Genomic DNA, 13,788 nt, shown 5'->3' with positions numbered 1-13,788 from the left:
AAATGGGTGGCCAACAAGGACAGCAAATGGGTAACCAACAAGGGCAACAAATAGATGGTCAACAGGGACAACAATTTCATTAAAAGCATTTCAAACAAGCCAAAAAACAATCGATTTTATGTGACTTATATAACAATAAGCAAACTCCAATTTCTTTTCGTTAGTTATTATTAACATTAAAAAGATTTTGTCTTATCTTTTCACATTACAATCAATCAAACATATTAACTTATAGAATGTTTATACTTACAGCGCTTATTTAAAGCAGAGCACTTTTATAAAGTGCTCTGCTTTATTTGTGAATGATGATTCTTCTTTTTTTTACATATTTTTATAATCTTTACACAAACTATTTCTAAGCCGGTTGAACTAGCGGCTTCACTCTTGGAAAACAATTAGTTTTCCAATCAAGCTCATGAAACCCACAGGCAGACAATCTAAAGTATTGTCTGCCAAATCTTTAACTTTTTAAATAATGAATGAAATTTTTGTACATATCTTTTATAGGTTAACAGTAATGGGATTTCCCTCCAGTATACAAGTGCTGTAATAGCAGGGCATTAATAAAGTTACTTGCTTTTTTTGTATAATTACATTGATTTTACACAAACTATCAATGATTCATTTTACCAATGTGAGTCATTTGGACATTTTAAAAATCCTCATGAATTGCTCCTTATGGGACAAGCTATATAGCTTGTCCTATTTTTCATGTTTAGAATATGCCTCTTTTATTAACATTAGCTTAAAATATAGGTGCAGTGAAATAGCTATTAGCGTAGGTTTTTAATCTATTCCTAAAGAGGGAGAATTAAATATCACGCACAAGGCTTAGTTGCTTGATATATAGATTAACCAACAGGTTGTAAGTACCAGCATTCATGCAATTATTTGGACATATGGAAGTATCTCAGATATCTTGATGATTAACTAACGATCTAGTACGGGTAGCATAGCTCTTGAACAAGTTTCATCTAATTAATAGTAAACATTAAGTATTCATACACTACAATTAAATCATTTACCTTCTTGAATAAAAAAACTAGCTCAAATTCATATTTTACACCTTTCATTAGTATTAATCAGTATGAAAGCCAAGTTAGTAAGGAGGAGACGTAGAATGAATCAAACTTATGAAGAAAGTGCATTGTTTGAACATAAATTTTGGCTGAGAGTTCTTGAGGATCATGCACAGTTTCTTTTAGATGCTTTAGCCCCAAAAGAGACTGAAGACATTCAGAGAGCCAAATATTTTGTAGGAAAATTTAATAAATATTTAAGTCTTATTAATACAGTTAGTTTAATCGAATTCGCAAAAGATGCTAAACAATCGGCAGAAGAGATCCGAAAATTCAAGTTGAGTATTATACAAAAGCAATTGAAAGGAAAGATTGTTATCCACTTTACCCCAACTTTCATTAATCATATGGTAAATGAAGTAGAAGAGTATATAACAGTATTAGAATATTTAATAAAAGGAGAGGTGCCACCTGTTTTTCATGAATTACATTATCATCTGGTTTGGTTAACAGATGCGGCCGGTCATGCTGGTTCAATTTCAGGTGAATTAGATCTTGTAGAGAAACGATTGAAAGAGAAGAGTGAGATGTACGCGAAACATTTTGAGCAGTTCTATTTAAAAGCTGTTGAAATGACGGGATATTTACGTACAGAGCTCAACCATTTTCCAGCATTGAAGAGATTTACGAAAGATGTTTCATTAGAACTGAAATTATTTTCGCATTTTCTTCATGAAATAGAAGAATTAGAATTATCTGAGCAAATATTAGGCTCATTATCTGCGAGAATGGCAGACCACATGGCAAGAGAGGAATGCTATTATTTATTAAAATTAGCACAATCATCTGGTTTAGAGATGCCAAAGTGTAATCCTCTTTAAGAGTAGATAAAAAAGCCACAATTATGTGGCTTTTTGTTCGTTTATTTCTTCTTTTTTCTTGTCTTTTTGCTGTTTTACTTGTTCAATGCTAGCATTTAATGTTTCTATGATGTTGATGATATTAGTATTAGGATATATAATTTCATTCTTTTCTTGTTGTTCAATTTTTTCTTCTATAAAATCAGTAAACACTTCTTTATATTCATCTATGTATTCTTCTGGTTCGAATGGAGTGGTTAGATGGTGAATTAGATTCATTGCTGTAGTTAATTCTTGTTTGTGAATCGGGTACTCTTCATTCTTTGGAAGACCGGGCATGTTTTTTATATTACGAATCTCATCAGGATAATGAATAGTCTGTAAAATAAGGCCTTCTTGAAAGCTACGAATAATAGCTAGATGTTGTTTCTTACGGATAGTAATATGAATAAGACCAAGTTTATTTGTTCGGTCCAAAGCTTCTTTTAATAACAAATATGTCTTTTCATTACCAACGGTAGGACCCATAAAATAAGAACGATCGAAAAAAATTGAATCAATTTCATCATTTTGGATAAAAGATGAAAGGCGAATTAATCGAGGTTCATGTTTTTTTTGTAGTGTGTCTAATTCTTTATCTTCAACAATTATATATTTATGTGGCGCGTATTCATAAGCTTTTACAACGTCTTCATCGCTTACTTCAGTATCGGTACAATCAGGAGCAATCTTTTTATATTTAATGGGAGTAAGGCATTCCTTATGAAGACTTAAAAATTTAATATCTTTTTCTTCTACAGCACTAAATAGCCTAATGCCAATGTTTAATAATCCAAGTGAAAGAGAGCCTTTCCATACTGTATGCATTTGAAACTTCTCCTTTCATAAATAGAAAATGAATAATTTTAGTATGAGTAATAAGAAAATTCATATGCATTTCTTATATTTTTTTTATTTTGGGAGAGACTAAAAAAACTTTGAAAAGGAGGGTTCAAAATGCAATTAGCTACACATGAGTTACGTGATTTAAGTGAATTAATTGCTGGTTGTTACAATACAATTAATACGATGAGTACATACATTCAGCAAGCACAAGATTTAGAATTAAAACAATTATTACAGCAACATTTTCCGCTCCATGTGGAAGACTATAATTTAAAAGTAGAATTTGTCCAAAGCCAGAGTACGCCCGATATTGAGCGTTTTCAGCCCTCTAAGTTAAATCCAGTATTGGTTTCTTATTTAAAAGCACCTAGTGAACAATATCCCCCTGTTGCACCTAGTATAAATGGAGCACCTCCGAACGATCGAGCAATTGCTACGGGATATCTTTTAAATCAAAAATCAGCTGCACTAAATTATGCTGGGGCTGTATTAGAGTGTGCAAATCCAAATTTGAGGTCTTTTTTAGAAAAAGCTTTTTTAAATAGTAGTAGACATGCATATGATATTTGGCAATACATGGTGAAAAAGGGTTACTATCCGCTATCTCCAGCACCAGACTCTGAAATACAGGCTATAGCAAGTATTTATCAGCCTGTTAATCAACCATTACAATAATAGAAGAAATAGTAAGCGCAAATTTTAAAAAATATATATTAATTAGATGGTACCGGATAAAGCTGAACAGATTAATTATTCTTACTCTGCTCAGCTTTATTTTTTATTCTTCTTTTAGGAAGAGATTCAATAATTTATACATAATTAAAGTGGATTTTTACCATAAAAAGGAATAACTATTTTTCCATGATTCGTAGCATATTAAAAATATAGGAGGTGATACAATATGGCAAACACAAATAGCGGAAGTCGTAATGAAATATTAGTTCAAGGTGCTGAGAATGCAATTGATCAAATGAAGTATGAGATTGCACAAGAGTTTGGTGTACAACTTGGTGCAGACACAACAGCTCGTGCAAACGGTTCTGTTGGTGGCGAAATCACAAAACGTTTAGTTGCAATGGCTGAACAACAACTTGGCGGTGGAGTTAATCGCTAAGTTCAATTAATAAATGAGTGTAAAATATAGCAGATATTAAAATCAATTTCATTTGTTCATTCGTTAAAAGATAAACCCTTATATTAAACGATTTCTCACTCAAAGATTGTTGATAATCTTATTTAATAATCTTTGAGTATTTTATTTGCAAATTTCTTTACTAGTCTACAAACATACATTGTTGGGAAGGTGTTTCCCATGCATGATAAAAAATATTTTGTAGGAAAAAGTATACTTAAAAATTTATTTTCAATATTGAAAAATATACTTATGATGATATTTTCGAAAGGGAGGCTTTTTAAAATGGGTGTATTAAGTGGAAACCCTCAAAATGAACCTTTACATTATGGAGAGGTATTTGATATTTGGAGTTATCTTCTTGCCACACAAGGAGCTGTTGCCGGACATCAAGTATTTATGAATCACACAGGTGATGAAGATTTAAAGAAGTTTTTACAAAACTTAATTGAGAATGATATGACTTCTGAAATAGAAGAGCTAAAAACACTTTTAAAGGTAAATGGAGTGGCTTTACCACCAGCACCTCCAGAAAGACCGGTTGCTTCTATTGAAGACATTCCTCCTGGTGCACGCATCAACGATGCAGAAATCGCAGCAGCCGTTGCAGCAGCTCTTGCAGCAGGACTAGTAACTTGTAGCCAAGTTATGGGAAAATGCCTTCGAGAAGATGTAGGCATGCTTTTTGGACAAATTCACATGAAGAAAGCACAAGCAGGAGTAACATTACTACGTTTAAGCAAGAAGAAGGGGTGGATAGTTCCTCCACCATTACATGTTCGAAATTCTGAACAAGCTTAACGATAAAAAAGTGGCCAAGGTCCACTTTTTTATTTCAATTTATCAGTTCCATCTTCTACTTTTCTAGATGGACTTTCTCTTTTTATTCTAGAATAATTTACATACTCGTCAGAAATCTCCATAGCATATTCATCGTGACCAATAGTAGTGGATTCTCGTGAACCCTCATTCGCATGTAAAACAACTTTCCTCATATAGATATGAAAGAATATTTCTGCCACACCAATTAGCAAAGCTGCAAAAAAAGCAGATGCTCCAATATTACGAGTTAAATTTATATTTGTTAAAAAGTATGTTAATGCCCAAACTCCTACAAAACTCAAACCAAAATCAGCAATGGTAGCCACCATGTTTCCATACTTAGGTAAAATAAATAAATCTCCTATTAAATAGGATACTACAGTAATTAATAATGAAATAAACAATATTCTAGGAATCGAAATACCTTGAAAAATCCCTAGTATCATCAATAATACAGCACTAATAGCGGTATATTTAATTAATAAGGCAACAATATGTTTCATCTGTATTCCTCCAATTCTTTAATTGTTATGTGAGAGAAAACGTCTTAATAAAAACGGGCTGTGCCTTCATAAAGCACAACCCGTTTCATCGTGTTCTGGAGGTCTGTTTCATACATGATACTCCTATGGCAAGCATTTTTTATTTCGCGCTCCTACACATTACTATTTTGTGAAATATATGTATTATTTATGCTTTAGTAAGCTGAAAAAACAATACCAAAAAAAGGAATATATATTTTTAGTTGCTTTTTAGCATATTAAAAACATAGGAGGTGATACAATATGGCAAACAATAATAGCGGTAGTCGTAATGAACTATTAGTTCACGGTGCAGAGAATGCAATCGATCAAATGAAATATGAAATCGCTCAAGAATTTGGTGTACAACTTGGTGCAGACGCAACAGCTCGTTCAAACGGTTCTGTTGGTGGTGAAATCACAAAACGTCTAGTAGCAATGGCTGAACAACAACTTGGTGGTGGAATTAATCGCTAACTTTAAATATGCATGGATAAAAAGGAGAGACACATCGTCTCTCCTTTTTCATTATAATTTCTAGTATGTAAAGTTACTAAAAATATTAAACTCTAGAAAATTCTCATAAATTTTCGTAAATAAGCCTAGATTCACTGATAAAAAGGATCAAAGGGGGAGGGAATTATGTTTATGGAACGATAGAGCATTTCAGATACTGTTACACATTCATAATCGTTTCTGTATAAATATCTCATGATACTTTCTAATGCTTCAACTGTCTGAGATGTCTGAGAAAATTCGCTCCCATTCCAATCATGGAGTAGAATGATATTGCCGGGTTTAATGCCTTTTGTTATATATTTAGAAATTTTGCTAGCTGCTGGATTTCTCCAATCCTGAGGATCCTGATGCCATGACCATAGAATAACAAGTTTCCCATTCTGTATAGCTGTATTAATAATTAAATCGTTGTGAAGGCCTCCGACTGGACGATAGAGAGTTGGTTTATAGCCAGTAATTTGCTTTATAATTTCATCTGTCTGATCTAATTCTGCTGTTAATTTAGCGGTAGTAATATTTTTATCATATATATGATTATAAGTATGATTAGCAATTTCGTGTCCCTCTTTTACTTGCCTTTTTAAAATAGCAGGAAACCTTTTAACTTTATTACCTGCTACAAAAAAGGTTGCTTTCGCATTGTATTTAGTTAAAATATCAAGTATTTGAGGGGTAAAAACAGGATGAGGACCATCATCAAATGTTATTGCAACTATTTTTTCCTTTGTGTTTACTTCCCAAATTACTTTCCCTGTTTTTTCATACTCCTTACGACTATCTGTAAAAGCATATATGGGTATTTGTGTGGAACAAAAAGAAATGATTAAAAGAATGAGGATGGGATTAAGGCAGGCATATGAAATGGTTCTGGTGCAAAGATTGCATTTATTTGAAAGAGGTATATAGATTCCTAATGAAATCTATTCTTATGCAGCCATTCCGAATAGTTGATGAATAAACTTCATTTCATTTTGGACAGACTTGTCCCGTAAAATAAGTTGGCCTTTTTTAATGATATGCATGGCTTCTACTCCAGAAAGAATGGATGTAGCTGTGGAGAAAGATTTAAGACCTAGCATAGAACGGATTCGCTTCTTTATAAAGCGATGATCTTGTTCTACAATGTTATTAAGGTATTTTACCTGCCTTATTTGGATGTCCACAGGCATCTTTTTCTCTTTCTTCAACTCTTCAATCGCTATAGGGTAGGCTGGGTTTTTGTCTACTGTAATCACACGGGGCTTTGAAACATGAAAAGACTGCAAAGCTTTCTTGAAAAAACGCTTTGCAGCCCTATGATCTCTTGTTTTGCTTAAATGAAAATCAATTGTATTTCCTTTTGAATCAACAGCATGATAAAGGTACATCCATTGACCTTTGACTTTCACATACGTCTCATCGACTCGCCAAGAATCATTGGTTGACTTAAGATGAACGTCGTACGCGCTTATCTAATTCGGGACCATATTGATGAACCCATCGCATGATAGTTGTATGAGCAAGGGATAGCCGGCGTTCTTCCATCATTTCGACTAAATCACGAAAACTGAGGTTGTACCATAGATACCATCTCACGGTTAATAAAATAATATCCGGTTGATAATGTTTCCATTTAAATAGATTTTGCTTTTCCATACCAATCACATCCTTTTTTAGAGTACTAGTATCAGTATGTCCAAGTTTAGGAGGTAACTTACAAGCGTTTTGGAGTGTTTGCACCAGAAATGTTTTTCATATAAAAGTCATATCTGTTCCGCCTTTTACGCCTCGTAATATTTTTATCCTATACAATGAAACTCTCTTTTTCCTTACCCATTCCTTACAAATTTCTTACGTTCAAAATAGATTCTATTTATTAATATTATTTAAAATCTGCGATACGATTTAATCTTAATTTAGTTGTTTTATAGAAATATTTCTGGTTTTTAGAAAATAATAATCGGAATATTCATTGTTTTCTATATTATTTTTAGAAAATAATCCCATTAATAGGAGTGTTATGATTTAATTGTTAGTCAATATCTCACTTTTAGAGCGTTAGTGTCTTTGAGAAAGTCTAAGCAAGCTATTGATTTCATTACCATCACAAACGAACTGCAAAAAAAGAATAGGATTGAAGAGGCGGGAGAAGTCTCGTATCCCACTCAATTAGTTTCTATCGTCCCTATTTAGTAAACTTAAGGAGCTCGTTTTTATGAAAACTACCGAATCAAAAAGTCTATGGGGAAATACAATTTATTTACAAGTTTTCTCTGCGTATTCACTGCTTATGCTCGGAGTATTTATTGACATGTTAGCCATTATGACCATTGTTAGTTTTGAATGGGAAGTAGACCCCACCATGATTGGATTAATTCCCGTTGCGTATGCACTTCCTGGGATTATATTTAGTTCATGGGCAGGCGTGATTGCTGATCGCTTTAGAAAAATTCCAATTATGATGTTTTGTAATCTAATGGTTGGTTTATTAACAATTGTTCTTTTATTTGTCCAAACTATTCATTGGCTTTTGTTAGCATTAATGGTTCGTTCCATTTTCACCGTTTTTTATTATCCTGCACAGCAAACACTAACACGACAGATTGTTTCTCCTGATCTGCTTACCAAAGCGGTAAGTATCAATGGGATAGTTGAGCAAGGAACCAAGATACTGGGCCCACTTATAGGAGGAATGTTACTGAGCTGGTTTCAGCCAGAGTTTTGTCTGATTATAAGGGCAATATGCTGCTTACTAGCTGCTTTGGTTCTGTTGCCCACAATAAGGTTACAGGAATCTCTGTCAAGAGAACATATAGAAAAGAAACAGCAAAGTACTTGGACTGCTTGGTTACAAGGCTGGGGTTATGTATTATCCAATCGGATGATATTATCAACCATGATTTTCTTTACAATAGCTATGGCAGTATTACAATTAGTAGACTCACAGTTCCCTACTTTATTTAAAAGCTTGTTCCCAAATGATAAGAGTAAAATGGGATACATAATTTCTATTATTGGTCTTGGGGGAATAATTGGCGCATTCTTAACTCAGAAATTAAAACATTTTCAATATGGTTGGGTAATATGTGGAGGTATTGCTTTAATGGGAATTGGCTTCGGGGGTATTAGTCTGATAACTCTGATAAATCCTGGTGCATCCCTCATTTTTGCCTATCTGATTAGTTTTATAGCTGGTATTGGAAGTGGACTTATGCTTGTATCCAATCAAGTCATTCTACAAATAGAATCTCATCAAGAACAGGTCGGAAGAGTATTTGGGATTCAAAGCAGTTTAGCAAATGCAGTCCTCATTATTTCTCCTGCTATGAGCGGTCCACTGGTTCACTTTTTCGGAGTAATTGAACTCTATTTTTATGTGGGTATTGGGCTCATCATCATTGGAGTAATTGGGGTTTCACTACAGAAATATATATGGGTTAAACATAAACAAGAACCTATAAGAGTAAATAATTTTTGAAGGGAAGATTTTTTATGGCCAATGAAGAATGTTATCCGTTAAGTCATCCACAGAGGAGAATATGGTATACAGAAGTTATTCATTCCGGTAAAGGGATATGTAATTTAAGGTTTTTGTTTAAACTTCATAGAAAAATGGATTATTCAAAATTAAATCGAGTTGTGAATCGTGTTATTAGTGAAAATGATGGTCTTTGCATCAGATTAAAAGAAAATGGGCATCAGGAACCTGAACAATATTTTATTAAACATGAAGAACAAGAATTTGAGTTTTTCGATTTCAGTTCCGTGGAGGATTCAGATTTGCTTGAGAAATGGATCGAGCAGAAAACAAAAGAAACGTTTACATTATTTAATTCGGATTTATACTATTTCGCTTTAATAAAATTAAACGATAATGAATGTGCAGTCTTTGGGAATGTTCATCATATTATCATGGATGGTTTATCAATCCAAATATTTACCAGTCAGATTGCAAAATATTATTATGAGATGCATAACAAGACTGAGGAAGGCGAAATTAGAAATTCATATGTTCAATTTCTGGCCAATGAACAAACATACTTGAATAGTATTCGCTTTCAAAAAGATCAAAAATTCTGGTTAGAGGAATTTAAAACAATTCCATCTGTGACGGGATTGAAGCCTTATAATACGTACCAAGTTAGTACCAAAGCATCACGTGAAACGTTTATATTATCGGAGCATTTGAAGAGAAAGATAGAGTTATTTTCTGACGATTATAAATTAAGTGTATATTCTCTTTTTGTTGCTGCTTTCTCATTGTCTATGTGTCGGTGGACCTCATCGCTTGATATTGCATTAGGAATGGCTTATGGCAATCGTATGACTAAAATGGAACGGGAATTAATTGGAATGATGGTAAGTACGGTTCCTCTAAGAATGGATATCGATCCAGAAGAAGAAGTACTTTCATTTATTGGTAGGGTGTCCAGAAAACAAAGTAAATCATTACGACATCAGAAATACCCATTTGATTTGTTATTAAAGCAGATTAATAAAGAGAATAACAGCAATGTTAGACTTTTCGGAACTACGATTGATTATAGAGATCGTGATGAAAGTGGTGACTCACTTTGGATTCCAAATGGTGAAGAAATGCAAGATTTTGCAGTACATATTGAGAATTTGACTGATATAGACTCTTTACAAGTACATATTGACTATCGTAAAGAGCTATTTTCTAAAGAAGAGATAAACCGCTTTTTTAAAACCATGTTAGCAGTAATAGAAAATACATTTAAAAACCCAAAGCAAAAGGTTTCTGAGATTAAAATTATTTCAGAAGAAGATAAAAGAAAAAGTTTAGTAGAGTTCAACAATCCTAAGCTTGATTTTCCACCTCAAGTAACTATTCATGAATTGTTCGAACAGCAAGCGATGATTTATCCAAATTCTATTGCAGTTACGTATGAAAAAGGAAAAGTTACTTATAGGGAGCTAAATGAACATGCAAATCAGTTAGCTCATTATCTGCAGAAAAAAGGAGTAGGACCTGATACTTTAGTTGGGCTGTGCGTTGAACGTTCTCTAGAAATGATTGTAGGTATTTTAGGGATTTTGAAGGCTGGTGGAGCCTATGTTCCACTTGATCCAACATATCCAGAGCAGCGACTTCAATATATTTTAGAGGATGCTGGCATTCAGTTATTCGTAACGCAAGAAAGTTTAAAAGAATTGAAATGGTTACCAGAAAATATTAAATCGATTTGCCTGGATCGTGATAGAGATGAGATTGGGCAAGAAAGTAAGACCTTACCTTTTTCTGATGTAAGTTCTCAAAACCTAGCTTACGTAATCTATACTTCGGGATCAACAGGGAATCCAAAGGGCGTTATGATAGAGCATCACAATGTCATTCGTTTATTTAAATCGACGGATTGTTGGTATCAGTTTAATGAAAAAGACACTTGGACGCTTTTTCATTCTTATGCATTTGATTTCTCAGTATGGGAAATTTGGGGAGCATTATTATATGGTGGGAAATTAGTTGTTGTTCCGTACTTGATTAGTCGATCGCCCAAAGATTTTTATCAATTATTGGTGGAGGAAGAAGTCACAGTTCTAAATCAGACGCCTTCCGCATTTCGACAATTAATACAGGTGTGTGAACAAGAAGATGAGAATAAAAACTTGAATCTACGTTATGTAATATTTGGTGGGGAAGCGTTAGATCCTAGTAACTTGTTACCGTGGTTTCAAAGATATGGAGATAAGGACCCACAGTTAATTAATATGTATGGAATTACAGAAACTACCGTTCATGTTACTTATTCTCCGATTACTCAAGATGAGGTCCGGCACTCTTCACGAAGTAATATCGGAAAACGGCTTCCAGATTTAGAAGTGTATGTGCTAGATGCCAGTCAACAGCCTGTGCCTATTGGTGTAGCTGGTGAACTATATATTGGTGGAGCAGGACTTGCACGTGGGTATTTAAATAGACAGGAATTAACTGCAGAGCGCTTCATCCCTCATCCATTTAATAGTGAACCGGAAGCAAGGTTATATCGGACAGGAGACTTAGCGAGATTCTTGCCAGATGGGAATCTGGATTATCGTGGGCGAATTGATCATCAGGTGAAAATCCGTGGCTTCCGAATTGAGATAGGGGAAATTGAATCTACTTTAAACGTACATGCATCTATAAAAGAAGCTGTTGTGATTGTTCGAGAAGATCAGCCGGGTGATAAACGATTGGTGGCATATGTTGTAGGGAATGGGAATGTAGGTGCGTGGAGAGAGTATCTTAAAGCAAAACTACCGAGCTATATGGTCCCTTCAGGATTTGTAATGATGGAAGCTATTCCACTAACTGCTAACGGTAAAGTTGATCGTGAGGCCTTACCTATGCCGGAGGAAAAGCAGATTAACAGTGAAGCTGTTGCCCCTCGGAATAGTAACGAAAAGATACTGGTTACCATCTGGAAGCAAGTATTAGGTGTTAAAAATGTGGGGATCTATGATAATTTCTTTGAAATTGGTGGCGACTCAATTCTCAGTATTCAAATCATATCTCAAGCAAGTCAAGTGGGATTAAAACTTACTCCAAAGCAAATGTTTGAATGCCCAACCATTGCCGAGTTGGCACAAGTGGCTATAGAAACTCAGGGAGTACAAGCGGAGCAGGGAATTGTGACAGGAGAAGTGCCCCTTACTCCAATTCAGTACTGGTTCTTCGAGCAAGAACATTCACGTCCGGAGCATTGGAATCAATCGATGCTTTTAAGAGTAAAAGAGAGAGTGGACGTGAAGTTACTAGAAGGAGCGATCTTATACTTACTAAAACATCATGATGCTTTACGTTTCCGGTACGAACGGTTACCAAATGGAACGTGGAGGCAGAGAAATGAAGGGACTGATGTGCATTCTGTACTTCATGTGGTAAAACGGAACAAAGCTAATGAACAAGCGTGGAATAAAGTAATACAAGAAGAGATGAACATTACTCAAACTAGTTTCAATTTAGTTACAGGTCCGTTAATGAGAGTAGTTTACTTTGAGGACACCTTGTCTGGAAATGATCGAATATTCTGGGCGATTCATCATTTAGTAGTAGATGGAGTATCGTGGAGAATTCTATTGGAAGATTTACAGGCGGTATATAACCAGATGAAACAAGGTCAAGGAGTTCGCCTACCTGCGAAAAGTACATCTTTTAAAGAGTGGTCGGAAAGACTGCAGGCATACAGTGATTCGGGTATTTCAAAAGAAGTACAAGATTATTGGAATGAACGGGTAGAAAAAGAAACGATGAAAATTCCAATGGACTATCCAATGCAAGAAACAACAGAAGAATCGATTGATCAAGTGACGAGGACTTTAGGAGTAGAAGAAACACATGCATTGTTACAAGAAGTTCCAGTGACTCATAAGACAAGGATTAATGAGGTACTATTGGCGGCATTAGGACAAGCTATCGTCGATTTTACAAATCAGCAAACGGTTTCTATTCATCTAGAAGGACACGGGAGAGAAGAGATGGTTGAAGGTATTGATCTATCACGGACAGTGGGCTGGTTCACGAGTATTTATCCTGTTCATCTGAATTTTCAAGGAACTAAAACACCTATTGAAGGATTAAAGGCTGTAAAAGATCAATTGCGTCAAATTCCGAATCGTGGAGTTGACTATGGTATTTTACGTTACTTGAAAAAAGAATTACTTCCGTTTTATCAGCAAAAGCCTTCAATAAGCTTTAACTATTTGGGCCAATTTGATCAAGTTTTTTCAAAGGAATCTTTGTTTATGCAAGAGACAGGGTTTACATTTTTAGATCATGCTCCAGATTCCAAGCCATCTCATCTAATTGAGGTTATCGGTATGGTAAAAGATGAGAAGTTACATTTTGTTTGGATATATAGTAGAGAACAATTTTCTAGATTAACAATTCAAGCGATAGCAGATGGTATGTTGAGGCATCTTCGTCAACTTATAAATAAACCAACAACAGAGTCAGCTTTTACAGTATCAGATTTTGCTGATGCTGAGGATCTTACGGAAGAAAGCTTGAGCAAAGTATTACTTAAATTAACAAAGAAGAGGGTGTAAAG

The 13,788-nt window shown here is 34.5% G+C and carries 11 protein-coding genes and 1 pseudogene; 8 read left to right on the top strand and 4 right to left on the bottom strand.

Going from position 1 to position 13,788, the window contains the following annotated elements:
- The first annotated feature begins 1,120 nt into the window (after positions 1-1,120).
- Entirely contained in the window at positions 1,121-1,900 is a 780-nt protein-coding gene (locus B5P40_RS20800; protein ID WP_113709790.1) for a DUF2935 domain-containing protein, read from the top strand.
- 21 nt (positions 1,901-1,921) lie between these two features.
- On the opposite strand, the gene ku is transcribed toward B5P40_RS20800, so the two are convergent.
- Positions 1,922-2,746, bottom strand: coding sequence for a non-homologous end joining protein Ku (gene ku, locus B5P40_RS20795; protein ID WP_113709789.1), 825 nt, complete (start codon positions 2,744-2,746; stop codon positions 1,922-1,924).
- Positions 2,747-2,875: 129 nt separating this feature from the next.
- On the opposite strand from ku, the gene B5P40_RS20790 reads away from it, so the two are divergent.
- From B5P40_RS20790 to B5P40_RS20780, 3 genes are all read left to right on the top strand, one after another.
- Positions 2,876-3,439, top strand: coding sequence for a spore coat protein (locus B5P40_RS20790; protein ID WP_078177086.1), 564 nt, complete (start codon positions 2,876-2,878; stop codon positions 3,437-3,439).
- A gap of 226 nt (positions 3,440-3,665) precedes the next feature.
- The gene (locus B5P40_RS20785; protein WP_002130371.1) at positions 3,666-3,878 is read left to right on the top strand and encodes an alpha/beta-type small acid-soluble spore protein; all 213 of its coding nucleotides are present in this window, start codon (positions 3,666-3,668) and stop codon (positions 3,876-3,878) included.
- A gap of 303 nt (positions 3,879-4,181) precedes the next feature.
- The gene (locus tag B5P40_RS20780) at positions 4,182-4,697 is read left to right on the top strand and encodes a DUF3231 family protein (protein WP_002130370.1); all 516 of its coding nucleotides are present in this window, start codon (positions 4,182-4,184) and stop codon (positions 4,695-4,697) included.
- Between the two features lie 29 nt (positions 4,698-4,726).
- Here the strand turns inward: B5P40_RS20780 and B5P40_RS20775 are convergent, their stop codons facing one another.
- Positions 4,727-5,221, bottom strand: a complete 495-nt coding sequence (locus tag B5P40_RS20775) for a YndM family protein (protein ID WP_078177087.1) — start codon at positions 5,219-5,221, stop codon at positions 4,727-4,729.
- A 282-nt stretch (positions 5,222-5,503) separates the two neighbouring features.
- On the opposite strand from B5P40_RS20775, the gene B5P40_RS20770 reads away from it, so the two are divergent.
- Positions 5,504-5,716 (top strand): alpha/beta-type small acid-soluble spore protein, encoded by a 213-nt coding sequence (locus B5P40_RS20770; protein ID WP_078177088.1) that lies wholly within the window; start codon positions 5,504-5,506, stop codon positions 5,714-5,716.
- 131 nt (positions 5,717-5,847) lie between these two features.
- Here B5P40_RS20770 and B5P40_RS20765 read toward each other — a convergent pair whose 3' ends face one another.
- Both B5P40_RS20765 and B5P40_RS20760 read right to left on the bottom strand, forming a co-directional pair.
- Positions 5,848-6,597, bottom strand: a complete 750-nt coding sequence (locus B5P40_RS20765) for a polysaccharide deacetylase family protein (protein ID WP_078177089.1) — start codon at positions 6,595-6,597, stop codon at positions 5,848-5,850.
- Between the two features lie 87 nt (positions 6,598-6,684).
- A pseudogene (locus tag B5P40_RS20760) lies at positions 6,685-7,393 on the bottom strand (IS6 family transposase).
- A gap of 405 nt (positions 7,394-7,798) precedes the next feature.
- Between B5P40_RS20760 and B5P40_RS34185 the strand changes: the two are divergent.
- Genes B5P40_RS34185 through B5P40_RS20745 form a run of 3 tightly spaced genes read left to right on the top strand, consistent with a single transcriptional unit; the run spans position 7,799 to position 13,786 of the window.
- Entirely contained in the window at positions 7,799-7,930 is a 132-nt protein-coding gene (locus B5P40_RS34185; protein WP_002035044.1) for a DnaB-like helicase N-terminal domain-containing protein, read from the top strand.
- A gap of 22 nt (positions 7,931-7,952) precedes the next feature.
- Positions 7,953-9,215, top strand: coding sequence for an MFS transporter (locus B5P40_RS20750; RefSeq protein ID WP_016119225.1), 1,263 nt, complete (start codon positions 7,953-7,955; stop codon positions 9,213-9,215).
- Positions 9,216-9,229: 14 nt separating this feature from the next.
- Positions 9,230-13,786: a non-ribosomal peptide synthetase gene (locus tag B5P40_RS20745; protein WP_113709788.1), complete on the top strand. Its 4,557-nt coding sequence runs from the start codon at positions 9,230-9,232 to the stop codon at positions 13,784-13,786.
- Positions 13,787-13,788 lie beyond the last annotated feature (2 nt).

This window comes from Bacillus sp. SRB_8 (assembly GCF_003264205.1).
Taxonomy (GTDB): Bacteria; Bacillota; Bacilli; order Bacillales; family Bacillaceae_G; genus Bacillus_A; species Bacillus_A mycoides.
Note: the sequence above shows the minus strand (reverse complement) of the source record. Positions and strands in the feature narration are given on the sequence as shown.